22 protein-coding genes and 1 pseudogene are annotated in these 23,684 nt (G+C 71.9%); 12 read left to right on the forward strand and 11 right to left on the reverse strand.

What is annotated here, in order from left to right:
• Positions 1 to 13: 13 nt before the first annotated feature.
• Positions 14 to 916 (reverse strand): dienelactone hydrolase family protein, encoded by a 903-nt coding sequence (locus RKD23_RS03990; protein WP_424852334.1) that lies wholly within the window; start codon positions 914 to 916, stop codon positions 14 to 16.
• Between the two features lie 262 nt (positions 917 to 1,178).
• Here RKD23_RS03990 and RKD23_RS03995 point away from each other — a divergent pair, with 262 nt between their 5' ends.
• The 3 genes from RKD23_RS03995 (at position 1,179) to RKD23_RS04005 (ending at position 2,993) form a co-directional block, all read left to right on the forward strand.
• Positions 1,179 to 2,069 carry a Gfo/Idh/MocA family protein gene (locus RKD23_RS03995; protein WP_424852335.1) on the forward strand — a complete coding sequence of 297 codons (891 nt, stop codon included), beginning with the start codon at positions 1,179 to 1,181 and terminating at the stop codon, positions 2,067 to 2,069.
• Positions 2,070 to 2,115: 46 nt separating this feature from the next.
• On the forward strand, positions 2,116 to 2,649 hold the full coding sequence (gene cpt / locus RKD23_RS04000) for a chloramphenicol phosphotransferase CPT (RefSeq protein ID WP_424852336.1): 534 nt from the start codon (positions 2,116 to 2,118) through the stop codon (positions 2,647 to 2,649).
• A 125-nt stretch (positions 2,650 to 2,774) separates the two neighbouring features.
• Positions 2,775 to 2,993 (forward strand): hypothetical protein, encoded by a 219-nt coding sequence (locus RKD23_RS04005; RefSeq protein ID WP_404030770.1) that lies wholly within the window; start codon positions 2,775 to 2,777, stop codon positions 2,991 to 2,993.
• 50 nt (positions 2,994 to 3,043) lie between these two features.
• Here the strand turns inward: RKD23_RS04005 and RKD23_RS04010 are convergent, their stop codons facing one another.
• The 5 genes and pseudogenes from RKD23_RS04010 to RKD23_RS04030 all read right to left on the reverse strand — a co-directional run bounded on the left by RKD23_RS04010 (position 3,044) and on the right by RKD23_RS04030 (position 8,061).
• Positions 3,044 to 3,661, reverse strand: coding sequence for a TOPRIM nucleotidyl transferase/hydrolase domain-containing protein (locus RKD23_RS04010; RefSeq protein WP_424852337.1), 618 nt, complete (start codon positions 3,659 to 3,661; stop codon positions 3,044 to 3,046).
• Between the two features lie 77 nt (positions 3,662 to 3,738).
• Positions 3,739 to 4,002 (reverse strand): annotated as a pseudogene (locus RKD23_RS04015) (DUF5709 domain-containing protein); the annotation flags it as partial.
• A 128-nt stretch (positions 4,003 to 4,130) separates the two neighbouring features.
• Positions 4,131 to 5,561 (reverse strand): glycoside hydrolase family 32 protein, encoded by a 1,431-nt coding sequence (locus tag RKD23_RS04020; RefSeq protein ID WP_424852338.1) that lies wholly within the window; start codon positions 5,559 to 5,561, stop codon positions 4,131 to 4,133.
• Positions 5,554 to 6,924, reverse strand: coding sequence for a glycoside hydrolase family 172 protein (locus tag RKD23_RS04025; RefSeq protein WP_424852339.1), 1,371 nt, complete (start codon positions 6,922 to 6,924; stop codon positions 5,554 to 5,556). Before RKD23_RS04025 ends, RKD23_RS04020 begins: the two co-directional genes overlap by 8 nt.
• Positions 6,925 to 7,056: 132 nt before the next feature.
• Complete coding sequence (locus tag RKD23_RS04030) at positions 7,057 to 8,061, reverse strand: LacI family DNA-binding transcriptional regulator (RefSeq protein WP_424852340.1); 1,005 nt, start codon at positions 8,059 to 8,061, stop codon at positions 7,057 to 7,059.
• 229 nt (positions 8,062 to 8,290) lie between these two features.
• Here RKD23_RS04030 and RKD23_RS04035 point away from each other — a divergent pair, with 229 nt between their 5' ends.
• From RKD23_RS04035 to RKD23_RS04055, 5 genes are read left to right on the forward strand one after another with little or no spacing between them, the layout of a single operon-like run.
• Entirely contained in the window at positions 8,291 to 9,598 is a 1,308-nt protein-coding gene (locus RKD23_RS04035; protein ID WP_424852341.1) for an ABC transporter substrate-binding protein, read from the forward strand.
• Between the two features lie 13 nt (positions 9,599 to 9,611).
• Positions 9,612 to 10,487: a carbohydrate ABC transporter permease gene (locus RKD23_RS04040; RefSeq protein ID WP_424852342.1), complete on the forward strand. Its 876-nt coding sequence runs from the start codon at positions 9,612 to 9,614 to the stop codon at positions 10,485 to 10,487.
• Positions 10,484 to 11,383 (forward strand): carbohydrate ABC transporter permease, encoded by a 900-nt coding sequence (locus RKD23_RS04045; RefSeq protein WP_424852343.1) that lies wholly within the window; start codon positions 10,484 to 10,486, stop codon positions 11,381 to 11,383. Before RKD23_RS04040 ends, RKD23_RS04045 begins: the two co-directional genes overlap by 4 nt.
• Before the next feature lie 27 nt (positions 11,384 to 11,410).
• Positions 11,411 to 11,599, forward strand: a complete 189-nt coding sequence (locus RKD23_RS04050) for a hypothetical protein (RefSeq protein ID WP_424852344.1) — start codon at positions 11,411 to 11,413, stop codon at positions 11,597 to 11,599.
• Between the two features lie 27 nt (positions 11,600 to 11,626).
• Complete coding sequence (locus RKD23_RS04055) at positions 11,627 to 12,808, forward strand: NosD domain-containing protein (RefSeq protein ID WP_424852345.1); 1,182 nt, start codon at positions 11,627 to 11,629, stop codon at positions 12,806 to 12,808.
• A gap of 26 nt (positions 12,809 to 12,834) precedes the next feature.
• Here RKD23_RS04055 and prcB read toward each other — a convergent pair whose 3' ends face one another.
• The 5 genes from prcB to RKD23_RS04080 all read right to left on the reverse strand — a co-directional run bounded on the left by prcB (position 12,835) and on the right by RKD23_RS04080 (position 19,550).
• Positions 12,835 to 13,692 (reverse strand): proteasome subunit beta, encoded by an 858-nt coding sequence (prcB, locus tag RKD23_RS04060; protein WP_424852346.1) that lies wholly within the window; start codon positions 13,690 to 13,692, stop codon positions 12,835 to 12,837.
• Between the two features lie 74 nt (positions 13,693 to 13,766).
• Positions 13,767 to 14,735, reverse strand: a complete 969-nt coding sequence (locus RKD23_RS04065; protein ID WP_424852347.1) for a lysylphosphatidylglycerol synthase transmembrane domain-containing protein — start codon at positions 14,733 to 14,735, stop codon at positions 13,767 to 13,769.
• 69 nt (positions 14,736 to 14,804) lie between these two features.
• Positions 14,805 to 16,280: a hypothetical protein gene (locus tag RKD23_RS04070; RefSeq protein WP_424852348.1), complete on the reverse strand. Its 1,476-nt coding sequence runs from the start codon at positions 16,278 to 16,280 to the stop codon at positions 14,805 to 14,807.
• Between the two features lie 190 nt (positions 16,281 to 16,470).
• Positions 16,471 to 18,813 (reverse strand): glycoside hydrolase family 65 protein, encoded by a 2,343-nt coding sequence (locus tag RKD23_RS04075; protein WP_424852349.1) that lies wholly within the window; start codon positions 18,811 to 18,813, stop codon positions 16,471 to 16,473.
• Positions 18,810 to 19,550: an HAD family hydrolase gene (locus RKD23_RS04080; RefSeq protein ID WP_424852350.1), complete on the reverse strand. Its 741-nt coding sequence runs from the start codon at positions 19,548 to 19,550 to the stop codon at positions 18,810 to 18,812. The genes RKD23_RS04075 and RKD23_RS04080 overlap by 4 nt, the downstream gene beginning before the upstream one ends.
• A gap of 125 nt (positions 19,551 to 19,675) precedes the next feature.
• Between RKD23_RS04080 and RKD23_RS04085 the strand changes: the two genes are divergently transcribed.
• The 4 genes from RKD23_RS04085 to RKD23_RS04100 all read left to right on the forward strand — a co-directional run bounded on the left by RKD23_RS04085 (position 19,676) and on the right by RKD23_RS04100 (position 23,669).
• A complete protein-coding gene (locus RKD23_RS04085; RefSeq protein ID WP_424852351.1) occupies positions 19,676 to 20,329 on the forward strand; it encodes a nucleoside/nucleotide kinase family protein in 654 nt (217 codons plus the stop codon).
• An 80-nt stretch (positions 20,330 to 20,409) separates the two neighbouring features.
• Positions 20,410 to 22,005 carry a glycosyltransferase family 39 protein gene (locus tag RKD23_RS04090; RefSeq protein ID WP_424852352.1) on the forward strand — a complete coding sequence of 532 codons (1,596 nt, stop codon included), beginning with the start codon at positions 20,410 to 20,412 and terminating at the stop codon, positions 22,003 to 22,005.
• A 109-nt stretch (positions 22,006 to 22,114) separates the two neighbouring features.
• Positions 22,115 to 23,032, forward strand: coding sequence for a MurR/RpiR family transcriptional regulator (locus RKD23_RS04095; RefSeq protein WP_424852353.1), 918 nt, complete (start codon positions 22,115 to 22,117; stop codon positions 23,030 to 23,032).
• 256 nt (positions 23,033 to 23,288) lie between these two features.
• Positions 23,289 to 23,669, forward strand: a complete 381-nt coding sequence (locus RKD23_RS04100; protein ID WP_424852354.1) for a hypothetical protein — start codon at positions 23,289 to 23,291, stop codon at positions 23,667 to 23,669.
• Positions 23,670 to 23,684: the final 15 nt, after the last annotated feature.

Raw genomic sequence — 23,684 nt, forward strand, 5'->3', positions numbered from 1 at the left:
GCCGCCGAAGCGGTCAGGAGGCGTGCGGGCAGTTGCCGCGGTACTCCTCGATCGTCAGGCTCGGCCGGGGCAGCGGGCACAGGAACTGCTCGTAGCGGGTGTCGTTGTCGATGAACCGCTTCAGCCAGGAAATGCTGTACTTCGCGATCGTGGTGTTGGACGTGTTCGGCGAGAAGTGCGTGGCGTTGTTGAGCTCCAGGTAGGCCCGGTCCGTGCCGGAGGGCAGGCTGCTGTAGAAGGGCTCGGCGTGGCTGGCGACCGGCGCGATCGTGTCGCCGTCGGCGCCGAAGATCAGCGTCGGCGTGGTGACCTCGGGCCAGGTCTTGTCGAGGTTCCACGGGGTCAGCGGGATCGCCGCCTGGAGGGACGGCCGGTCCTTCGCGGCCTCCAGGCTGCCGCCGCCGCCCATGGAGTGGCCCATCACGCCGAGCCGGCCGGTGTCGATGCGGGAGCGCACGGAGCTGCGCTGGGTGAGGTAGTCCAGAGCGGCGAGCAGCTGGCGCCCGCGTGAGTCGGGCTGGTCGAGGGTGGTGAGGGTGTCGATGGTGAACACCACGAAGCCCTGGGAGGCCAGCCGGGGGCCCAGCCAGGAGATGGAGGACTGGGTGCCGGTGTAGCCGGGCGAGATCGCGATCGCGCCGAAGGTGCCGTCGGCGGTGCTGGTGGGGTAGTAGATGGTGCCGCCGCCGAAGTCCGTCACCAGCAGCGACGACACCGACGCCTCGGAGACCGCGTAGGGGCCGCGCAGCGCCTCGATGCTCGAGGTGGTCGGGGCGGGGCCGCGCTCGTAGGGGTTGTCGGCCGCGTGGGCGCCGGGTCCGGACAGGGTGCCGAGCCCGATGACGGCCGCGAGGGCGGCGACCGTCCCGGCCAGGCGACGGGTTCTGCGGTGGGTGGGGGTGTGGGGATGCTGCACGACGAGTCGTCCTCTCGGTCGTGGATCTTGGGGAGATGTGCCTGTCGAACCGACTGGGTGGCATGTACGCGTCGGTCGACGACTGCCACTGTCGGTGCCTCCGCGTCCGCCGCCACCGGCGAAATCACCGGTCGTGCGTCGTTGCGCCCCCCGGCCGCCCACGCCGAGGGGCTGGGCCTGCGGCCGGGGCGTGTGGCACGCTCGCCTGCGAACCGGTGGCCCGGCCGCCGGTCCCCGCTCGGCACCGTGGAGAGGCGGCGGTATGCGCATCGGACTGCTCGGCACCGGCCCCTGGGCGCAGATGGCCCACGCGCCCGCCCTGGCGGCACACCCTCAGCTGGACCTCACGGGCGTGTGGGGGCGCCGCCCCGACGCCGCCAAGGAGCTGGCGGGCCGGCACGGGGCGCGTGCGTACGACGATGTCGACGCGCTCCTCGCCGACGTGGACGCCGTCGCGGTGGCGCTGCCGCCGGGTGTGCAGGCCGACCTCGCGGTGCGGGCGGCCCGGGCGGGACGCCATCTGCTGCTCGACAAGCCGCTGGCGGCGACGGTGCCGCAGGCGCGGGCCGTGGCCGAGGCCGCGCGGGAGGCACAGGTGGCGTCGGTCGTCTTCTTCACGACCCGGTTCCAGCCGGCGGCCGCCACCTGGATCACCGAACAGGCCGCCGAGGAGGGCTGGTTCACCGCGCGGGCCCAGTGGCTCGGGTCGGTCTTCGGCGGTGGCGACAGCCCGTTCGCCCACTCCCCCTGGCGACGCGAGAAGGGCGCCCTGTGGGACGTGGGCCCGCACGCCCTGTCCGTGCTGCTGCCGGTGCTCGGCGACGCCGTGCGGGTGGCGGCCGCCGCCTACGGCCCCGGGGACACGGCCCACCTCGTCGTCGAGCACGACGGCGGCGCCTTCAGCTCGGTCACCCTCAGCCTCACCGCCCCGCCCGCGGCGGCCGGCGCCGAGGTGGAACTGCGCGGCTCGGCCGGGGTCGCCCGGCTGCCCAGCGGCGGCGACGGTCCGGTGCCCGCGCTGTCCCGGGCCGCCGACGCGCTGCTGGCCGCCGCCCGCACGGGCCGCCCGCATCCGTGCGACGCCGCGTTCGGACTGCGGGTCACGGAGATCCTCGCCGAGGCGGAAGGGCTGCTGAACACCGACGAGGGCTGAACGAAATCCGGTGGGAGCGGACGCCGTGCGCCTCTATCGTGGCGCGGTGGCAACTCAGGTGATCTTCCTCAACGGCGGTTCCAGCTCCGGCAAGACCGGCATCGTGCGCTGTCTGCAGGCCGTGCTGCCGGGTCCGTGGCTGGCGCTCAGTGTCGACACCTTCGTCGACGCGCTGCCCGCCGCCCTGCAGAACTCCGACACCGGCCTCGACATCGGCCCGGACGGCACGGTCAGCGTCGGCGCCGACTTCATGGCGCTGGAGGCGGCCTGGCTGGAGGGCGTGGCCGCCATGGTCCGCGCCGGGGCCCGGGTGATCCTCGACGACGTGTTCCTCGGCGGCGCCGACTCCCAGCGTCGCTGGCAGAAGGCACTGAGCGGCCTGGACGTGCTGTGGGTCGGCGTGCGCTGCGCGCCCGAGGTCGCCGCGGGCCGTGAACTGGCGCGCGGCGACCGCGTCGTCGGCATGGCCGCGCAGCAGGCCGAACTGGTCCACCGCGGCGTGACGTACGACCTCGAGATCGACACCGCGCACACCGAGTCGGTGGAGAGCGCGCGGACGATCGCGGCGCGGGTGCGCTGAGTGTTCTTCCGACAGTCTCTGGATGGTTCTCCAGATGCATTTCGGGCCGAGGCGTTGAATGGTGTTAGTGGACCCGAAGACTCTGCGGGGCCGCAGCACACTCCCTGACCGGAGGAGCACCGATCATGTCTACTTCACAGCCCGAAGGTTCTCAGCCCGAGGCGTCCTGGCGTCCGGACCGCGCCACTCCGGACAACCTCCTCCACACCCGCACCGGCGTCGATGTGTCGGCGGAAGACATCGTCCTCGCCTCGGGCAAGGACCTCACTCCGCGAAACCTGGAGTGGGCGAAGCGGAAGCTGGCGCAAGAGGGTCCCGCAGCCCTCGACAAGCTGCTCCCCTGAGGCAGCACGCAGGCAGGACGTGAGCCTGTGACCGCGCGCGACGGCGTCGGTCACAGGCTCACGAGAAGGTCGTCCAGCGGGGCCGGCACCTGCCCGGGTCCGAGTGCCTCGACCAGCAGACGGCCGTAGCGGATCTTGCGGCCCTTCTTCGTGCCGAGGAAGCGCCGCAGCTGGAGATGCCGGGGCCTGCCGTGCTGCGCGGGCTGGTGCAGGAAGGTCTGCCAGGCCCGCAGGTCGCCCTCCTCCCGCACGATCTCCTCGACCTTCTCCGTGCCCAGTGCGCGGATCAGCTCGTCCTCCAGGTCGCGCACGCACACGAAGAAGCCCTCGTGCGGTGCGCCCACGCGCGTCAGGGCCCGGTCGTAGAAGGGCTGCTCGCGCTCGTCGCACAGACCGGCCAGGCGCAGCCCGAGCCCGGGCGGTCCCAGCAGCTCGGTGTAGCGGCCGACGTTCATCGCGCCGCCCATCGACAGGGCGCACACCCCCTCGTCGGCGAGGTCCCGGCCGCGCCCTGCCGCCAGCGCCTCGACGGCCGCGAGATCGCTGAGCCCCTCCAGCAGCACCGCGCTCCGCACGCCCGACTGCCCGGCCAGTTCCGCCGCCGCTTCGCCGGAACCGCCGCTCGCCCATACGGTGACCGCGTCCCGGAACGCCTCTATGTCCGCCATGCAGCGAGTCTGCATCGCCGGCCGGCCGCACCGCACGCGATATTCGACGCCTCAGGTCGGAGAACTCCCGCTGGTCAGGCGTCGCGCTCCGGCCTCTCCTGTGCCAGTCGCTCGTCGAGGCTCTCCCCTTCGCGCTGTTCGGCGGCCGTGGTGCCGTGCTTGGTGACACCGAGCGGCCGTTCGGGCGGGGAGTAGCCGCGGTCGAGCGTCTCGTCGTAGGTGGGTTCGTCCAGGGTGTCCTCCGGGTCGAGCGGGGCCGCGTCCTGCTGTTCCTCGTTGTCGCCCGTGGGCTGGTAGGCGTCGTCGGCCATCGGTTCGGGCTCACCCTGTTCACTCGCCATGGCTGCTGCCTCCCTCACGGCTGGGCCGGGGACGCCGGGCCTGTTCCCGGCGTCCCCTTCCGCGTTTCCCGTGACAGCGTCCGAAACCTCGACAGGGCTCGTACGCCCCTCACGTCACAGGCCACCCGTCACAGGTCCCAGGCGCGCACCTCGTACGCAGCCCGCCGCTCCCCCACGGTGTCCGCCCGCAGCCGCCAGGGACCCTTCCCCACCGGGTAGAAGCGCAGGGTGAGGGTGCGGCCCTCGGCGGTGAAGACCTCCACGGCGGAGTGGTCGATCAGCAGCCGCAGCTCGGCCGTCGCGCCCTCCGGGGGCAGCCGCCACCGGCCCCGCCGGGCGCGCGGGTCGAGCGAGGCGTGGTCGCGGTCGACGATGAGCTCGCCGGTGCCGGGGTCGTGCACGAGGTCGAGGTACTCGGCGCCGTCGGCGGAGGTGAGCAGCCGCAGCCGGGCGCCGCGGCCCAGCCGGGCCGTCACATCGGCGGCGCGGGAGACGGAACCCAGCTCCACCGCGTCGCCCGGTGTCACCTCTCCGGCCGCGTCGATCCGTCGGTCCCGGCGCAGGGCGGTCAGTTCGCGGGCGGGCCGCTGGCGCAGGGTGCCGTCCTCGGCGGCGGTCAGTTCGCGGGGCAGCGACAGCATCCCCGCCCAGCCCGCCTCGTCGGTCCAGCCGCTCGGCGCGCCGACCCGCTCCGCGTCCCGGGCCTCCCAGAGCCACGCCCACATCAGCAGCCGCCCGTCGGGGGCGCGCAGCAGGGCGGGGGCGTAGAAGTCGGGGCCGTGGTCGAGGAGTCGGGCCTCGCCCGCCCGGAAGGTGCCGTCGCTCTCCCGGCCCGGGAAGTACGCCGTGCAGCTCGCGCCCTCCTCCGGGTCCCAGGCACTGACCAGGACGGCCCCGCTGCCGTCGGGGAAGGAGGCGTACTGGGCGCACTCCCAGCCCTCCTCGGTGTCCCGGCCGTCGCCCAGTGGCTGTGGCGCGCGGGCCAGGAAGACGCCCCGGTACCGCCAGTCCTCCAGGTCGTCGGAGTCGTACTCCAGGGCGGCACCCCGGCCGTCGGCGAGTCCGGCGCCGACGAGCATCCGCCAGCGGTCGCCGTCGCGCCAGACATAGGGGTCGCGGAACATGACCGTGCCGTCGGGCGGTTCGGGGATCAGCAGCCGGCCGCGCTTGGTGAAGGTCGTACCGCCGTCGGTCGACACCGCGGAGGTCACCGGCTGGTGCCACCGGTCCGGGTGACGTGCGGAGTAGAAGGCGGTCAGCCGCCCCTCGTGGGACACGGCGTTGCCGGACCAGACGCCGCCCTCGTCGTCGCCGCCGGGTGTGGGGGCGAGGGCGACCGGGAGGGCCTCCCAGTGGAGCAGGTCGCGGCTGCGGAAGTGACCCCAGTGCATGTCGGCGTGGCGGGCGCTGTGCGGGTTGTACTGGAAGTAGACGTGGTAACAACCGTCGTGGAACACCAGCCCGTTGGGGTCGTTGAGCCAGTTCGCGGGCGGCCGCAGGTGCACGGCGGGAAAGTGCGGGTCGAGCGTCACGGCCGGCCGCAGGGGGGTCTCAGTCATCGGCGCGCTCGTCGTAGCGGCGGCGGACCGCGGCGGCCTGCTTGATGTTGGCCTCGGACTCCTGCAAGGAGCGCTCGCCGCGCTGCCGGGTGCGTTCGGCGAGGTGCTCCATGTGGCGCTCAAAGCGGGCCCGGTACCTCTCGCGCATCACGGCGATCTCCTCGGCGACCGCGCCCGAGCGCGGCGCGGCGGCCGGCATCGGCTGTCCCGCCGGCCGGACGGGCAGCCGCTGCTCCAGCGGCGGGATCGTGGCCTTCGGGGAGGGCAGGGTCTGGTACCAGTACGCCGTGGACGCCCAGTCGTCGGCGAGATGGTTGCCGTGGCCGTGCTCGATCGAGACCTTGATGCGCTCCTCGAAGCGGACCGGGTCGGCCACGTGGAAGCGGTAGTTGACGGAGTATCCGGGGACGTCGGCCTCGTGCACGATCGCGCCGTGGTAGAGGTAGGCGTTCTTCTGCATCCCCCAGGCGTGGTTGAAGTAGTCCTCGGTGCCGGTGCCGTGCAGGGAGGGCGGCCAGCTGGTGGAGCCGTCGGGCAGGAAGTCGTCGTCGATCCAGATCATGTCGTTGCCCTCGCCCCACCAACTGCCCTGCCGGTGGTGGACGGAGAGGTTGCAGCCGACGTAGTGGCCCCTGCCCTCGGTGTCGAGGATGACGTAGTTGTCCTCGCCGGTCAGGTCGGCGATGTTGACCTCGGGGCTGTTGGTCTGGATGTCGGGGGCCCAGCCGTTGCAGGGGTTGCTGCGGTGGAAGCGGGCGTGGAAGTAGAGGGTGTCCTCGGGGAGTTCGTAGGGCAGCAGCTCGTAGTCGATGTAGAAGTACTGCTGGATCGGCAGGTCGTTGTCGTTGACCAGCTCGATGCGGGCCCGCTTGTTGAACGGCATGGGCGCCCAGCAGTTCAGGGCGGCGCTGCCGCCGAAGACGAGGGACTCCTCGGGCTTGGCGGAGACGGTGAACAGGGCCGACTGGTAGCTGTTGGGCAGACAGTGGCCGATGCCGAAGAAGTCGCCGAGCGGGACGAGGACGGCCGGCTCCTCCTCGTCGTCCCAGGTGATACGGATCAGGACCTTGCGGTAGTAGTCGGGGTCCGGCTCCTCCCAGTTGACGCCGAGCGCGTTGTGGATCTCCATGACCGGGGCGACGGTGTCGGCCTCCAGCGGGTCGATCAGGCCGGGGCCGAGCGTGCGGCGGCAGAACTGGGTCATCCAGATGTGGGTGATACGGCCGGGTCCCTCCAGGTCGGCCAGCACCCGGGAGGACTTCGCCGGGGTCGTCCAGTAGTCCTGGTTGCGACCCCGCTGGTCCCAGCTGGAGACACGGGCGGTACGGGCTCTCACCGGCCGGGAGAGGTGGTCGAGCAGCATGAGAGAGTGGTCCCTTCAGTGATGGTTCGTCGCTGAACTCGGGCGGCGGGAGACTGGACCTCTCCCGCCGCCCCTTGGCAAAAAGTCTCAGCAGCCGCTTCGCAAAGCCTCAGCAGCGCCTTCGCGGAAGCCTCAGCAGCCGCACGACTCGCGGTACGTCGTCTCCGGCTCCAGCCGGATCGACCGGTGCCGGGCGGTGGCGGCGAGCGAGCCGTCGATCCGGCTGAGCAGCAGCTGCATCGCCGTGGCCCCGATGTCCTGGGCGGGCTGGGCGACGGTGGTGATGCCGGGGCGGAACAGGTCGGCGTGCGGGAAGCCGTCGAAGGTGGCGAAGGCGAGATCGTCGGGGACGGCCAGTCCCAGTTCCTTGGCCGCCTCCAGCACTCCTACGGCCGTCTCGGTACTGGCGGCGACCACGGCCGTCGGAGCGTCCGCGCCGCGCAGCACGTCCCGTGCCCGCTCCCGTGTCTCGTCCGCCAGCCCGCTCCCCTCGACGACCAGGCCGGCGTCGGGCTCGATGCCCGCCTCGGCGAGCGCCTCCCGGTAGCCGCGCCGGCGCTCGGCGATGGTCGGCACGCCGGTGTCCCCGGCGGCGAGCGCGATCCTGCGGTGGCCGTGCGCCACCAGGTGCAGCACCAGTTCCCGCATGGGCGCGGTGTTCTCCACACCCACCTGGTCGGCGCGCACCCCGCCGAGACGGTCCATCACCACCACGGGTGTGCCCTGCTCCAGCACGGCGGCGATCTCCTCGCTGCGCGAGCGGGCCACCGGGGCGACGACCAGTCCGTCGACCCGGCGCTCGGTGAGCACCTGGAGGATGCGGGCCTCCAGGTCGGGGTCCTCGCCGGAGTTGGCGAGCAGGACGGTGTAGCCGGCGGCCGTGGCCTCCCGTTCGACGCCCCGGGCCATCGCGGCGAAGGCCGGTTCGGACACGTCGGAGACGATCAGCCCGATGGAGTCGGTACGGTTGCGGCGCAGCGCACGCGCCAGCCCGTCCCGCCGGTATCCGGTCGCCCGTACGGCCTCCTCGACCCGCAGCCGGGTCTCCTCGCGGACGGGCCGGGTGCCGTTGATGACATGGGACACGGTGGACGTGGACACGCCCGCCATGCGCGCCACGTCGTTGATCGTCGCCACGGGTGAGTGGCCTCCTCCGACTACGTCGAAACGTTTGCGCTGACGATCGCACGGTCGACGGACCTCGTCAATGCCGAGGACAGCCAGATCAGCGGCGTGTTGTGCCAACTCCCCGGGAAACAACCGCGACACACACTCTTGACACACCTCGCCTCCTGAGTACTTTTCATCGAAACGTTTGCGCGCAGCACTGCAGCAGTACGGCATCTCGACCGGAAGGCTCTGCACCATGGCGACTCCCCCTGCCAGAAAACCCCGCGGCCGGCTCCTGATCATGGCCACGGCGACCGCCCTGCTGGCGACGGCCTGCGGCTCGGCGACGAACACCGGCGGCGCCGCCTCCGACGGCGTGATCACGCTGTCCATGCACAACCCCGACAGCAGGACGCAGGACCCGGCGACCTGGCAGCTGGTCGAGGAGTTCAACTCCCGCCACCCCGACCTGAAGATCCGGCTGGAGGGCCAGCCGGTCGAACAGCACGAGCAGCGCATGACGATCGCCGCGCAGAGCGACACCCTGCCGGAGATCTTCTGGGTCTACGACTCGCTGGCGAAGACGATGGTCAAGGACGGCGACCTGCTCGACCTGACGCCGATCCTCCAGGAGAAGAACCTGGAGGCGAAGTTCTCCCTGAGCATGCTGGCCGCCTTCCGCAGCGGGGACGGCATCCAGTACGGCGTCCCCTACCAGGCCCTGGTCACCGGCTTCTACTACAACAAGGCGCTCCTGGACGAGCACGGCATCGCCCTGCCGGAGACCTTCGACGAACTCCTCGCCGCCGTGAAGAAGTTGAAGGAGGAGGGCGTCGTGCCGATCGCGCAGGGCGCCAACAGCTCGGCGTTCAGCGTGTGGGCGTTCCTGACGATGCTCGACCGCTTCGGCTACGAGCAGAAGTACCCGGCGATCCTCGCGGGCAACGCCCGCTACGACAACCCCGACTTCCTGCGCCTGTACGGGCATGTGCGCGAGCTGGCCGAGGCCGGCGCCTTCCCGGAGAACATGACGACGCAGACGTACGCCCAGGCGGTCGCCTCCTACACGGCAGGCAAGGCCGCCTTTCTGGACGCCGGTGTCTGGGAGGCCGCCAAGATCGAGAAGAGCGGGGTCGGCAGGAGCACCGGCTTCTGGGCGGGGCCCACCTTCGCCGACGGGGTCGGCGAGCAGAAGCTGGTGATGAACGTGCCGTCCGCACCCTTCGTGGTGAGCGCGAAGGTGAAGGAGGACAAGAAGAAGTACGCGGCCGTGAAGGCCTTCATCCAGTTCTACTACAGCGACGAGGGCCAGCAGATCCTCGTCGACAACGCCCAGCCGCCGGTGACCACGTACCGGCCCCAGGTCGATCCGAGGAAGCACCCGGTCTTCGCCGCCGTCCTCGACGAGGCGGCCAAGCCCGGCTGGAAGAGCCCCGCCGCGCAGCCCGACCTGGTCGTGTCGGCGGCCACCGCCAGCGCGATGTACGACAGCTTCTACGGCGTGATGAGCGGCAGCCTCAGCCCGCAAGAGGCCGCGCGCAGCGTGCAGAAGTCCCTCAAGTGAGGCCCGGGACGCAATGAACTGGCTCACCACACGCCGGCACTTCGCGCTCCTGGTCGCGCCGGCCCTGCTCCTCTACAGCCTGTACATGATCTTCCCGATCCTGTACTCCCTCTTCTACAGCGTCACCGACTACGACGGCGTGAGCGCCACCGCCTTCACGGGCCTGGACAACTACCGCCACATGGCCGACGACCCGGCCTTCTGGACCTCCCTGCGCAACACCGGGATCGTCCTCGGCATCGCCCTGTTCCTGCTGATCCCGCTGGGCTTCCTGCTCGCGGTGCTGCTCAGCGGCGGGGTGCGGGGCAGCGGGGCGCTGCGGGCGCTGGTGTTCGCGCCGGCGATCGTGGCGCCGATCCTGGTCGGCCTGGTGTGGATCTTCATCCTGGATCCGCAGATCGGTCTGCTCAACGCCTTCCTGCTGGCGATCGGCGTCCCGGCCCACCCGCAGTGGATCGGCGGCCCGACCCTCAGTCCCTACTCGATCGGCTTCGTCTATCTCTGGCAGCAGATCGGCTTCGTCCTCACCGTCTTCTACGCCGGTCTGCGCATGCTGCCCCGCGATGTGCTGGAGGCCTCCAGCCTAGACGGCGCCACCCGGTGGCAGCAGCTGAGGCACATTCAGGTGCCCATGCTGCGCGAGACGTTCGGCATCGTGACCGCGCTGGTCGTCACCGGTGTGTTCAAGGTGTTCGAGCTGGTCTACGCGCTGACCGGCGGCGGCCCGGTCCATCTGTCCGAGGTGCTGGTCAGCTACATGTACCACGTCACCTTCACCACCCAGCAGTACGGCTACGGCATGGCGCTGGCCGTGGTGGTCTTCGCCGTCGGCGCGCTCGCCTCGGCGGCCACCTTCCTCGGCAACCGCGAGAAGAGGAGCGGACGTTGAGCATCGTCAAGACGCGCCCGAGGGCCGCCACGCGGCCGGCGTCAGCCCCGGGCCGGGCGCTGCCTCCACGCCGCCTCCGGCGCGGCCGGCTCGTGGCGTCGGCGGCCGCCTATCTGATCACCTTCGTGATCCTCTTCCCGCTGCTGTGGATCGTGCTGCTGTCCTTCCAGAGCAACGACCGCATCCTGGGCCGTTCGTTCTCCCTCGGCGATCTCACGCTGGGCAACTACGAGCGGGCGCTTCAGACGCTGAACCTGCTGGTGATGTACAAGAACACGCTGATCCTGGCGGTCGTCTCCGTCACGGCCGGGCTGTTCGTGTCCTACCTGGCGGCCTTCGCGCTGACCCGGATGGTCCTGCGCCGCAGGCGCGTGCAGTCCACCCTGCGCTACTACTTCCTGGCCGGGCTCGCCGTCCCCGTCTATGTGCTGCTGTTCCCGGTGTACCGGATCGACATCGCGCTCGGCCTGTTCGGCACGCACCTGGCGCTGATCCTGCCGTACATCGCGGTCACGATCCCGTTCAACATCCTGCTGCTGACCGGCTTCCTGCGGGACTTCCCCGAGGAGGTCGAACAGGCCGCCGTGATGGACGGGGTCGGGCTGTGGCGGATGGCCTGGCGGGTGGTGTTCCCGCTGATGCGGCCGGTCGTCGCCACGCTGGCGATCCTCAACGTCGTCTACGTCTGGAACGAGTTCCCCTTCGCGGTGACGCTCATCAACGACCCGACGCTGACCACGGTCTCGCTGGGGGTGTCCCAGTTCCAGGGCATCTACAGCGTCGACCACGGCGCCATGATGGCGTCCGCCACCCTCGTCCTGCTGCCCCAACTGGCCCTGTACGCGGCCTTCCAGAAGCAGGTCATCGCCGGCATGACCGCCGGCGCCGTCCGCTGAACCCCGCCCTTCTCCTCAGGAGCAGCCATGCCCGCTGAGAAACCCCTCGCCCGCAGGTCCGTGCTGCGTGCGGCCGCGCTGGCCGCGCTCGCCGGGCCGGTGCTCGGCCGCCCGGCGCAGGCCCAGGCCCAGGCCGCCGAGCGCCCGCTCCCGCCGAACAGGCCCACGGCACCCCCGCGCCACCCCTCGTACGGGGCCATCGTCGGCCTGCTCTGATCCGCCGCCCGCATCGGAAGGAACCCCATGGCAGACACCGTCTACGACGTCACCACCTGGCCGGGAGCGTCGGTCTCCCCGTACACCGACATCGGCAGGGTAATTAACGAGATCATCGCCGACATCAAGGCGAAGCAGACCACCCAGAACAGCAGACCGGGCGCGGTGATCTACATCCCGCCGGGCCACTACGACCTGCTCACCCGGGTCGTGATCGACATCAGCTTCCTGCAGATCAAGGGCTCCGGGCACGGCTTCCTGTCCGAGGCGATCCGCGACGAGTCCGCCACCGGGTCATGGGTGGAGGTGCAGCCCGGGGCCAGTCATGTCCGGGTGAAGAACACCGACGGGCACCGGGAGGCGTTCCTGGTGCAGCGCACCGGGGCGCCGGGGACCGTCGGGCGGCTGAACTCCGTCGTGTTCCAGGACTTCTGCATCGACGGCGTGTCCTCGTCGAAGCCGTACACGCCCGGCAACTCCAAGATCGGCATATCAGTGCAGTCCGACAACGACTCGCTGCGCTTCGAGGGGATGGGCTTCGTCTACCTGGAGCACGCGATGATCGTGAAGGGCGCGGACGCGCCGTCCTTCACCAACAACTTCGTCGCCGAGTGCGGCAGTTGCATCGAGCTGACCGGCGCCTCCCAGGTCGCGAAGATCACCAACAACTTCCTGATCAGCGCCTGGGCGGGCTACTCGGTGTTCGCGGAGAACGCAGAGGGCGTCCTCATCAGCGGCAACAGCGTGCTGTGGGCGTGCAACATCACCCTGGCCAACTGCCATCGCTCGACGATCACTTCGAACAAGCTGCTGAGCAACTTCCCCTCCATGATCGCGCTGACCGGCGGCAGTTCGGGCAGCCTGATCGGCTCCAACCACTTCCGGCGCGTGTACGGCGACGGCTCCAGCACCCGCTACGACGACCTGTTCGGGCTGGTGCACATCGACGGCAGCGACAACGCCGTGATCGGCAACCAGTTCTCCTTCCAGGTCGACGCCGCGAACATCCGGCCCTCGGGGGCCTCGCCGACGATCATCCTGGTCAAGGGCGGCGACGCCAACTACCTGGCCACCAACAACATCGTCGCCAACCTCGGCGTCAAGGTCGTCCTGGACGCCTCGACCACCGCGACCAAGGTGCTCTACAGCGCCCGCAGTTCACAGCTCGACGCGTTCACCACCAACCACGCGGCGGTGTACACGCCCTGAACCGGACCGGCCGGGCGCCGCCCCCGTCACGGGGTGGCGTTCGGCCCGTCGGGGCAGCTGTGGCGCTGCTCGACCATCTCCCGGGTGAGCTGCTCCGTCTCCTGCTCGGATAGCCGCTCGAAGCCGTCCTCGGTGATCACGGAGAGGATCGGGAAGATCCCGCGGTTCAGGTCGGGGCCGCCGGTCGCGGAGTCGTCGTCGGCCGCGTCCCACAGCGCCTGGAGCGCGGCGAGCGCCGCCTCGCGCCGGGACATCCCCGGCCGGTACAGCTTCTTCAACGCGCCCCGGGCGTACGGCGATCCGGAACCCTCGGCGTGGAAGTCGGCCTTCTCGTAGGTGCCGCCGACGACGTCGAAGGAGAAGATGCGCCCGCGCCGACCCTCGTCGCGGGTGACGTCGTAGCCCGCGAGCAGGGGGACGACGGCGAGGCCCTGCATCGCCTGGCCGAGGTTCTGCCGCAGCATGCTTGAGAGCCGGGACGCCTTGGCGTTCAGCGTCATCGGCGCGCCCTCCATCTTCTCGAAGTGCGTCAGCTCGACCTGGAACAGCTTCACCATGTCCACGGCCAGGCCGACCGTGCCGGCGAAGGCGACCGCGGTGTGGTCGTCGGCCGGGTGCACCTTCTCCAGGTCGCGCTGGGCGATGAGGTTGCCCATGGTGGCGCGCCGGTCCCCGGCGACGAGGACGCCGTCGCGGTAGGTGAGGGCGAGCACGGTCGTGCCGTGCGGGAGGCTGTCGGCCGCGGCGCGCACTCCGTCCGGGAACGGCGGCCGGGTGGGGAGCAGTTCGGGCCGGTGGGCGCCCAGGAACTCGGTGAACGACGACGTGCTGGGGGTGAAGAACTCGTCCCCCAGCCGGCCGTCGGTGTCGCTGTGTGCCGCCATGTCTCTCCCCCTCGGCCTCGGTCCCGCCATCCCAGTCCTACCTGGCGCGGGCGGCCGGGAAACTCCGTCACGCCTCACAGTGCCCGGCGGCGCAGTAGCACCCCCAGCACCAGCAGGCCCGGGACCAGCGGCAGCCAGACCGTCAGCAGCCGGTAGCCCAGCACGGCGGAGGCGGCCGCGGCGGTCGGTGCCCCGGCCGCGGTGAGGGCGATGGCGAGCACGGCGTCCAGGGAGCCGAGCCCGCCGGGTGTGGGCAGCAGGGCGGCCGCGCTGCTCGCGGCGAGATAGAGCAGCGCGACCCTGGCCGGCGGCAGCGGCAGGGCGATGGCCTGGGTGACCGCGATCAGCACCACCGCGTGCAGCAGCGCGAAGGCCAGCGAGCCGCCCCACAGGGCCGCGGCCCGGGCGGGCCGGGTGTGCACCCGGCGGATGTCGGCGCGCACCGCGGCGAGCGCCCCACGGCAGCGCGGCCCGAGCGGCGTGCGCAGCAGCAGCGCCACTACGACGGCCACCGCGAGCGGCACCGTCAGGCCCACCGGCGGGATGCGCGGCATCTGGAGCACGCCCGGACAGGCGAGGGCCAGTACGGCGATCAGGACGCCCCGCACCAGCGCGCTCGCGGCGGCCTTCACCCCGAGCGCGGTCGCCGCGCGGGCGGCCGGGACGCCGCGGCGCATCAGGAAGCGCATGTTGACGGCGCCGGCCCCGACACCGGCGGGCAGCACATGGTTGGCGGCCGACGCGGCGATCTGCACGGCCACCAGCCGTCCGGCGGGCAGCGCCTCGGCCACCGCGCCCTGCTGGGCGAGCGCCGAGCACGCCCAGGTCAGCAGGGTCGCCGCCGCGCCCACCAGCAGCCAGCCCTGGTCGGCGACGGCCAGCCGTGCCGCGCCGCTGCGCAGGACGGGCCAGTGATGGTGGGCGAGGAAGCCGGCGGTCAGGACGACGGCCAGGGAACCGGCGGTGTGCAAGTAGGCGCGTCTGCGGACGGGGGCCGCGGCGACGCTGTCGGTCGTGGCGGTGGTGCACTCCTGCGTCGTCATACGGCTCAACCTTTCGGGTCCACCGAGGCGCCGACTGCGTATGTCCGTCCTCTCATACGGTTTTCCCGCTCAACCGTCTCCTCCCGCCTGGGCCGACGGGGCCACGTAGAGGTCGAACCCGGCGAAGCCGTGGCGGGGCCAGGAGCGGGCGTAGCGGGGCGGGGTGCTGCCGGTCCGGGCGATCGTGGCGACGGGACGACGGCGGCTCTCCTCCAGGATGGCCGCCTTGGTGGTGTTGGCGTTGTGGCCGATGGTGTTGCCCGAGGCGCAGCCGGTGTAGTAGCCGAGCGGGATGGACTCGAAGCCGGTGATCAGACACGGTGGCCGGACGCCGAGCCGGTGCAGTTCGTCCGCGGTGCGGGCCCAGTCCCCGCGGGCGCCGACGGTACGACTCACCACGCTGTGGAGCACGGCGCCCTGCACGGCCAGGTGTCCGGCGAGCGCGGCGGCGACCAGCGTCGCGGCGACCGGCCGCCAAGTGCCGCTGGGCCGCCGCACCAGATGCCACAGCGCGTCGGCGACGGGGATCGCCAGCAGGGCGTAGAAGGGCAGCAGGAAGCGGGGCGCCGCGTAGCCGATCAGGAACAGGTACGGGATGCCCGCCGTGAGGGCGCAGGCCACCGGCACGAGGGTGCGTTCGGTACGGCGGGCGCGGACGGCGAGCCACAGGCCGAGCCCGGCCAGCACGGGCAGCGTGAACCACCACGCGACGATCACCGGGTTGGGGAGGTCGCCGGTGCAGGGCCGGCACAGGGCGCGCCCGGTGAGGCTGCGCAGCTGGTCGCCGACGGCGATGTTCCAGCCGAGCCCGCCCTGGATGCGGGACGCCTCGTCGAGGCGCTCGGTGAGGCCGCCGTAGCTGATGTACGCCTCGATCACCCACTCGGCGGCACCGGCCGCGAGGCCGCCGAGGAGCGCGGCGAGCAGCCGCAGGTGACGTACCGCCAGGACGAGAACAAGGAGTGGCAGGGTCACCCAGACGGCGTCCGTGGGCCGCATCAGCGCCATCAGCGCGGCACTGCCCGCGACAGCCCACAGCGCGGCGCGGCCGCCCTGACCGGCGCGGACCCGCAGCACGCAGCCGGCGCAGACCAGGGCGCCGATCGCGACCCAGTAGTTGGGCATGGCCTGCGGGCCGTAGAAGACGGTCACCCACAGGGAGGCGAACAGGGCGCCCGCGGCGGCCAGGACGCGCTCGGGGAACAGGCCCCGCCAGGCGCGCAGGGCCAGATACAGCCCGAGTGCGGCGAGGATCGTGAAGTAGATCCGCAGCAGGGTGGTGTAGGACGTCCAGGAGGCGACGGGCGCGGCCAGCAGGGTCACACCGCGGGCGCGGGGTGCGCTGAAGAAGGCCGCGGGGGCGTGGTCGCCGACCTGGCTGACGTAGACGATCTCGTCCCAGCCGAGGCCCATACGGGGCGGGACGAGCAGGAGTTGGACCAGGACGAAGACCCCCGCGACCAGTGCGGTCGCGCCCGGTCCTGGTCTCGCCGGACGCGGGGTTTCGGTGCGGGTCGCGCGGGTCGCGCTCGCGGTGTCGGCCATCGGTTCGGCCCCTCCCCGATGGATGCACACGGCTCATCGCTGTTCGGACTGATGTGGGAAAACAAGCAAAAAGTAACCCACGGTCCCAGCCCGTGCAGAATGCCGTACGGCCAACTGACCGATGGAATCCAGCCATGCGAAGGCCCCGCGGTCCCGGTGGGGCGGGTCCGCGGGGCCTTGTGAGGTGCGGTCAGTGGACGTCGGGGCGGCGGTGCCGGGGCTGCTCCGGGGCGGGGAGGTCGACGGGTGCGGGGACCGCGCGTACGGCGGGTCCGTCGCTGCCGACGGTGAGGACTTCGCCGTGGTGGCGGATGCGCAGCGGCTCCCCGGACAGCAGGGTGTAGGTCGTCTTGTCCTGGGTGATCTCCACGCGCAGCCGGCGGCCGAGGAGCTGGAGGGAGAAGGCGAGACGGCTGAGCGTCTCCGGCAGGCGCGGCGCGAACCGCAGCCCGTCGGCGTCCCGGCGCATGCCGCCGAACCCGGCGACCAGCGCCATCCAGGTGCCGGCGAGGGAGGCGATGTGCAGTCCGTCGCGGGTGTTGTGCTCCAGGTCGTGCAGGTCCATCAGCGCCGCTTCGGTGGTGTAGTCGTAGGCGAGCTTGAGATGGCCCGCCTGGGCGGCGATGACGGCCTGGCAGCAGGCAGACAGGGAGGAGTCGCGGACGGTCAGCGGCTCGTAGTAGGCGAAGTTGCGGGCGATGTGCTCCTCGTCGAAGTGGTCGGGGCAGGTGTACATCGCCAGGACCAGGTCGGCCTGCTTGACGACCTGTTTGCGGTACAGGTCGAAGTAGGGGAAGTTCAGCAGCAGCGGGTACTGCTCGGGGCTGGTGTTCTCGAAGTCCCAGCGCTGATAGCGGGTGAAGCCCGCGTGCTGCTCGTGGACGCCGAGGTCGCGGTTGTACGGGATGTGCACGGCCGCGGCGGCCTCCCGCCAGGAGGCGCTCTCCTCGTCGTCCACGCCGAGCTGCGCGGCCTGTTTCGGGTGGCGGGCGACGAGGTCGGCGGCGGCGAGCAGGTTCGCGCGGGCCATGAGGTTGGTGTACGTGTTGTCGTCGGCGACCGCGCTGTACTCGTCCGGGCCGGTGACGCCGTCGATGTGGAAGACGCCGTGCGGGTCGTGATGGCCGAGCGAGCGCCACAGCCGGGCGGTCTCCACCAGCAGCTCCACGCCGGTCTCGCGCTCGAAGTCGGTGTCGCCGGTGGCGTCCACGTAGCGGACCACGGCGTCGGCGATGTCGGCGTTGACATGGAAGGCGGCCGTGCCGGCGGGCCAGTAGGCCGAGCCCTCCGAGCCGGCGATGGTCCGCCAAGGGAAGGCGGCGCCGCGCAGGCCGAGCTGGGCGGCGCGCTCCCGGGCGGCGGGCAGGGTGTTCTGCCGCCAGCGCAGCGCCTCGGCGACCGCGTCGGGCGAGGTGTAGGTGAGCAGCGGCAGCACGAACGTCTCGGTGTCCCAGAAGGCGTGGCCGTCGTAGCCGGAGCCGGTCAGGCCCTTGGCGGGGATGGCGCGCTGCTCGGCGCGGGCGCCCGCCTGCAGGACGTGGAAGAGGGCGAAGCGGACGGCCTGCTGGATCTCCTCGTCACCGTCGACCTCGACGTCGGCGCGGGCCCAGAAGTCGTCCAGGTACGCCTGCTGTTCCTGGAGCAGGCCCTCCCAGCCGCTGTGCCGGGCGGCGGCGAGCGCGGCGTCGACCTGGTCGCTCATCGCCGGGCGGGAGCGGGTGCCGGACCAGCCGTGGGCGACGAACTTCTGCACGCGCAGGCTCTGTCCGGGCTCCAGGACGGAGGTGACGGTGAGCCGGGCCACGTCCTCGTCGCTCTCCCGGGCGGTGGTGGTGCCCTCGGGTCCGGCGACGATGTGATCGGCGGCGACGGCGACCCTGAGGCCGCTGTTGCGGGTGCGGTGCACCAGCCGTAGCCGGGTGCCGGACGCGAAGTCCTCCTCCGGCTCCAGCGGCGACTTCAGGGTCATCGCGGCGCGCGGGTCGCCGTTGGAGCCGGGCAGGGACTCGTTGGCGACCAGCTCGGACTGGATCACCACCCGGGCGCGGGAGTCGACGGGCTCCACCTCGTAGGAGATGGCGGCGATGGCGCGCTGGGTGAGGGAGACCAGGCGGGTGGAGCGCACGCGGATGGTGGAGCCGGCCGGGGAGGTCCACTCACAGACCCGGGTGAGGATGCCCCGGCGCAGGTCCAGGGTGCGCTCGTGGGAGACCAGGCGGCCGTAGCGCAGGTCGAAGGGCTCGTCGTCGACGAGGAGCCGCAGCACCTTGCCGTTGGTGACGTTGATGACGGTCTGCCCGGACTCGGGGTAGCCGTAGCCCGCCTCGGCGTAGGGCAGCGGGTGCACCTCGTGGACGCCGTTGAGGTAGGAGCCGGGCAGTCCGTGCGGCTCGCCCTCGTCGAGGTTGCCGCGCCAGCCGACATGGCCGTTGGACAGCGCGAACACGGACTCGCTCTGTGCGAGGACGTCGAGGCCGAGGGACGTCTCGCGGACGGTCCAGGGCTCGACGGCGTACGAGCGTTGGGTGATCACGCCTTGCCTCCCAGTTCGGCGAGGTCCTGCACGACGACGTCCGCGCCGTGCTTGTACAGGGCGTCGGTCTGGCCGACGCGGTCGATGCCGACGACATAGCCGAAGCCGCCGGAGCGGCCGGCGTCCATGCCGGCCAGCGCGTCCTCGAACACCGCCGCCTGCTTCGCCTCCAGGCCCAGGTCGCGGGCGGCGGCGAGGAAGGTGTCGGGGTGGGGCTTGCCGGGCAGCCCGCGTTCGGCGGCCACGACCCCGTCGACCCGGACGTCGAACAGGTGCTCGGCGCCGATCGCGCGCAGCACGTCACGGCAGTTGGCGCTGGAGGACACGATCGCGGTGCGCATGCCCGCGGCGCGGGCCGCCTCGATGTAGCGCAGGGTGCCGTCGTAGGCCTCGACGCCGCCGGTGCGGATCTTCTCCAGCAGCAGCACGTTCTTGCGGTTGCCGAGGCCGTGCACGGTGACGGCGTCCGGTGGATCGTCGGGTGTGCCCTCGGGCAGTTCGATGCCGCGCGCGGCGAGGAAAGTGCGGACGCCGTCGGCGCGGGGGCGTCCGTCGACGTACTCGTCGTACTCCTCGACGGCGTCGAACGGCCGGAAGGCCGGGCCCTCGCGTTCGCGCAGGAAGGCGTCGAACATCTCCTTCCAGGCGGCCGCGTGCACGGCGGCCGTCTTGGTGACGACGCCGTCGAGGTCGAACAGGCAGGCCTGGATGCCTTCGGGCAGACCGAGATCCGTCATGGGAGTCATGGTTCCCCGGAACGGCCACGTCAAGTGAACGACCTGCGTCACAGCGGATGTACTTCCGGATGTCAGCGGCCGGACTGAGACACTCCGGCGTGTGACGGGCTGAGACACTCCTGCCTGTGGCTGTGACCTTCGACGACCTGCTCGCCCGGGCCCGCGCCCTCACCGACGGCCGGCGCCGCGCCCTGCTCGGCATCGCGGGCGCGCCCGGCGCGGGCAAGACGACCCTGGCCGAGCATCTGGTGCGGGCGCTGAACGCGGACGGCGCGCCGTGGGTGGCGCATGTGCCGATGGACGGCTTCCATCTGGCCGACGCGGAGCTGGACCGGCTGGGCCGGCGCGACCGCAAGGGCGCCCCCGACACCTTCGACGCGGCCGGGTACGCGGCCCTGCTGCACCGGCTGCGCGCGGAGGCGGACGGCCCGGACACGGTGTACGCGCCGGGGTTCGAGCGGGTGCTGGAGCAGCCGCTGGCAGGCGCGGTGCCGGTGGAGCCGTCGGCGCGGCTGGTGGTGACGGAGGGCAACTACCTGCTGCTGGACACGGGCGCCTGGGCGCGGGTGCGGGCCGAGCTGGACGAGGTGTGGTTCTGCGGGCCGGCGGAGAGCGAGCGGATCGCCCGGCTGGTCGCCCGGCACGAGGAGTTCGGCAAGGCCCATGAGGAGGCGGTCGCCTGGGTGCTGGGCACCGACCAGCGCAACGCCGACCTCGTCGCGGGGACCCGGCACCGCGCCGACCTGGTGGTGCCGGTGTCGGCGATGCCGGTGCCGTAGCTGAACGGCCCGCCGCCACGGGCCGTACCCGCGTACGGCGGTTGCGGTCCGCGTACGGCGGCCGGTGCGAAGGTGGGGGCATGGCACGGCGGACGGTTCTCGGGCGGTGGGCGGTGGTGGTCGCCGTCATGCTGCTGCTGGCGCAGATGGCGGTGGCGATGGTGACGACGGCCCTGCGGCAGACCCCGACCATCGACGAACCGGTCTACGTGGGCACGGCCGTGGTCCAGTGGCGTGAGCACACCCTGCGCTGGAACCCCGAACACCCGCCGCTGGGCAAGCTGCTGATCGGCGCCGGGGTGGCGTTCGCACAGCCCCGTCTGGAACCGCCGCTGCCCGCGGACCAGGGCCTGTTGGGGCGCCGGCTGCTGTACGAGTCGGGCAACGACCCGTGGCGGGTGATGCTGTGGGCCCGGCTGCCGGTGATCGCGCTGACGCTGCTGTGCGGTCTGGTGGTGTTCGCCTTCGCCCGTGAACTCACCGGCGCGGCGGGCGGGTTGACGGCTCTCGCGCTGTACGCCTTCTCCCCCGACGTCATCGCGCACGGTTCACTGGCCACGCTGGACGTGCCCGCGGCCGCCTTCCTGCTGACCTCCGCCTGGCTGGTCTGGCGGGCGCGCCGCCGACCGGGGCTGTATCTGCCGCTCGCAGGCGTGGCGCTCGGGGCGGCGGTGGCCACCCGGATGAACACGCTGGCGGCGGTGCCGGTCCTGCTGGCACTGGCGGTGGTGTCCGTACGGCGTCGTCGGCCGGGTTCGCCCGCAAGGGCGGCCGTGGGCGCGGGAGTTGTGGCGCTGACCGCACTGGCCGTCGTATGGGCGGTGTATCTCATGGTGGACCCGCGGCTGCGGTGGGCGCCGGAGCAGGTGCCCGAGGTGCGGGGGCTGCGCGGGGTGCTCGTCGGGCTGCTGCCGCTGCCGGAGCCGTTCCGCGACGGGATGCGGCTGCAGTTCGCGCTGGAGAACCGGCCCTGGCAGGGCTTTTTGTTCGGGCACCTCTACACCGGCTCGAAGTGGTACTACCTGCCGGCCGCGCTGCTGGTGAAGACCCCGCTGGGCATGCTCGCGCTGTGGGCGGCGGGCGCGGTGGTGTGCGTGGCCGTACGGCGGTTGCGGCCGGCCGCGCCGTACGTGCTGCTGCCGGCCGCCGTGCTGCTGCTGGCGGCGATGCAGGGCTCGCGGGACTTCGGCACGCGGTACGCGGTGTTCCTGCCGATGTTCCTGGCGGTGGCCGCGGCCGGGGTGCTCGCGGCCCGGTGGCGGTGGGCGCCCGCCGCGGCGGCGGGGCTCGCGCTGTGCGTGGCGGTGAGTTCGGTGCGTGCGTACCCCTTCTATCTGCCGTACTCCAACGAGGCGTTCGGCGGACCGGCGTCCACCCGCTACCGGCTGCACGACTCCAACGTCGACTGGGGCCAGGACCTGGGGCGGCTGGCGGAGCGGCTGCGGACGCGCTGGCCGGGGCAGCGGGTGTGGCTGGTGTACAAGGGCAGCGGGGTGCCCGCCTCCTACGGCATCGAGGCGGCCGATCCACGCCGGGTGCCCGCGAGCCGGGTGCACGGTCTGCTGGTGGTGTCCGACTCCGCGGCGGCCAAGGCCCGCGGCAGGCTGGCCGAGCTGCTGGCGAGCAGCCGGCCGGTGGAGGACGTGGGGCACTCCATCACGGTCTACCGGCGTTGAGCCACGGGCCACCCGTGGTCTACGGGCGTTGAAGATCACCGCGGCCGCCCTGGTCAGCACGGTCGGTGAGCTATGTTGAACGTTCGTGGGCAACAAAGGAGGCACACCGGTGCCATCGCCGCAGCAGGCACGTGCGCAGGCGTCCGCGATCACCTCGCCGAAGGCGGTCGCGGAGGTCGAGGCCGCACCCGCCTCTCAGCTCAGGACGCTCTTCGACCGACCACGGCTGTCGCCCGGCCAGCGCCGTATCGCCCAGTACCTGATCGACCACCTCACCGAGGCCGCGTTCCTGTCGATCACCGACCTCGCCGACCGGGTGGGGGTCAGCCAGCCCTCGGTCACGCGGTTCGCCGCGGCGGTCGGCTTCAGCGGCTACCCGGCGCTGCGCGAGCGGCTGCAGACGATCGCCCTGGGCACCATCGGCGGGCCCGGCGTCTCGGAGGAGAGCGGCAACGAACTGCAGTCCGCGGTCGACGCCGAGATCGAGAACCTGGAGAACCTGCGCCGCGACTTCGCCGACCCCGCGCAGGTCATCGACACCGGCCGCAGGCTCTCGGAGTCGACCCCGCTGACGGTCCTCGGCCTGCGTATCTCCGCCTCGCTCGCCGAGTACTTCGCCTACGCCGCGCGCCGCATCCACCCCGACGTACGGCTGGTCACGCTCGGCGGCAGTGTGGCCTACGACGCGCTGCTGCAGTCGCGGGAGGCGGGCGGCACCTGGGTGCTGGCGTTCTCCCTGCCGCGGCACGCGCAGGAGACGCTGTCGGCCATCCGGGTGGCCCGCCAGGCGGGGCTGCGGGTGGCGCTGATCACGGACCTGGCGCTGGGACCGCTGGCCGACGAGGCGGACGTCACCTTCGCCACCGGGACCGGCTCACGGCTGGTGTTCGACTCCTACGCGGCCCCGGGCCTGATGGCCGCCGCGCTGCTCCAGGCCATGACCGACGCGGACCCTGAGCGGACGCACGGGCGGCTGGAGGAGTACGAGCAGATCTCCGAGCAACATCAATTCTTCCTCAAGGACTGAGGGTCACTCTTGGCGCTTTGAGGGCTGTTCACACCCAAACCCGGCATGAATTTTTTCATGCGTATTGCATACCCGGCGGTATATATAAATACTGCAGCGGACGCCCGGGCCGTCGTCTCCCTACCCGCGACGACCCCCGGGCTGTTCGGTCGGGCATCGCCTGCGCGAGCCCCCGTGGGCGGCCCCGGTCATCCCCTAGGCCGGGGCCGCCCACGAACCCGTCGAGGTCCCCACGACGCCGCACGACCCGGAAGCGATGATCATGCCCCTGACGACCATGCGCACAAGCCCGGACTGGCCCTGCCAGGTCAAGACGCCCGGCAGCTACGACTGGGAGCGCTCGGCCGCGAAGTGGCTGCGCGAACTGGTACCGGCGCGATACGCCAGCTACCCGGCGTTGATGCGCCACCCCGTGCTGCTGGCCCGCCACGCGCAGATCCAGGTCCAGCAGGAGATCCGGGTCGCCCGCACCGCCCTGCAGACGGCCCGCGCCGACCTGCCGCGCCTGGGCATGCCGGAGTCGGTCATCGAGCACACCATCAAGATGTACGCCGCCGAGGTCATGCAGCTGCAGCACATCGCGCGCAGCGTCCGCGCCGTCAGCGAGGCACTCGCGGACCGTACCGCGGCACGCTGACGGTCCGACACACCT

Origin of the sequence: Streptomyces sp. SAI-170, assembly GCF_049739565.1 — a bacterium.
In the GTDB taxonomy this organism is placed as follows: Bacteria; Actinomycetota; Actinomycetes; order Streptomycetales; family Streptomycetaceae; genus Streptomyces.

Coding starts and splice junctions, on each gene's coding strand:
- RKD23_RS03995 (WP_424852335.1), top strand. CDS start 1,179: ATGCGCATCGGACTGCTCGGCACCGGCCCCTGGGCGCAGATGGCCCAC.
- RKD23_RS04090 (WP_424852352.1), top strand. CDS start 20,410: ATGGCACGGCGGACGGTTCTCGGGCGGTGGGCGGTGGTGGTCGCCGTC.
- RKD23_RS04040 (WP_424852342.1), top strand. CDS start 9,612: ATGAACTGGCTCACCACACGCCGGCACTTCGCGCTCCTGGTCGCGCCG.
- RKD23_RS04035 (WP_424852341.1), top strand. CDS start 8,291: ATGGCGACTCCCCCTGCCAGAAAACCCCGCGGCCGGCTCCTGATCATG.
- RKD23_RS04065 (WP_424852347.1), bottom strand. CDS start 14,735: ATGACGACGCAGGAGTGCACCACCGCCACGACCGACAGCGTCGCCGCG.
- RKD23_RS04020 (WP_424852338.1), bottom strand. CDS start 5,561: ATGACTGAGACCCCCCTGCGGCCGGCCGTGACGCTCGACCCGCACTTT.
- RKD23_RS04050 (WP_424852344.1), top strand. CDS start 11,411: ATGCCCGCTGAGAAACCCCTCGCCCGCAGGTCCGTGCTGCGTGCGGCC.
- RKD23_RS04010 (WP_424852337.1), bottom strand. CDS start 3,661: ATGGCGGACATAGAGGCGTTCCGGGACGCGGTCACCGTATGGGCGAGC.
- RKD23_RS04055 (WP_424852345.1), top strand. CDS start 11,627: ATGGCAGACACCGTCTACGACGTCACCACCTGGCCGGGAGCGTCGGTC.
- prcB (WP_424852346.1), bottom strand. CDS start 13,692: ATGGCGGCACACAGCGACACCGACGGCCGGCTGGGGGACGAGTTCTTC.
- RKD23_RS04100 (WP_424852354.1), top strand. CDS start 23,289: ATGATCATGCCCCTGACGACCATGCGCACAAGCCCGGACTGGCCCTGC.
- RKD23_RS04025 (WP_424852339.1), bottom strand. CDS start 6,924: ATGCTGCTCGACCACCTCTCCCGGCCGGTGAGAGCCCGTACCGCCCGT.
- RKD23_RS04070 (WP_424852348.1), bottom strand. CDS start 16,280: ATGGCCGACACCGCGAGCGCGACCCGCGCGACCCGCACCGAAACCCCG.
- RKD23_RS04080 (WP_424852350.1), bottom strand. CDS start 19,550: ATGACGGATCTCGGTCTGCCCGAAGGCATCCAGGCCTGCCTGTTCGAC.
- RKD23_RS04005 (WP_404030770.1), top strand. CDS start 2,775: ATGTCTACTTCACAGCCCGAAGGTTCTCAGCCCGAGGCGTCCTGGCGT.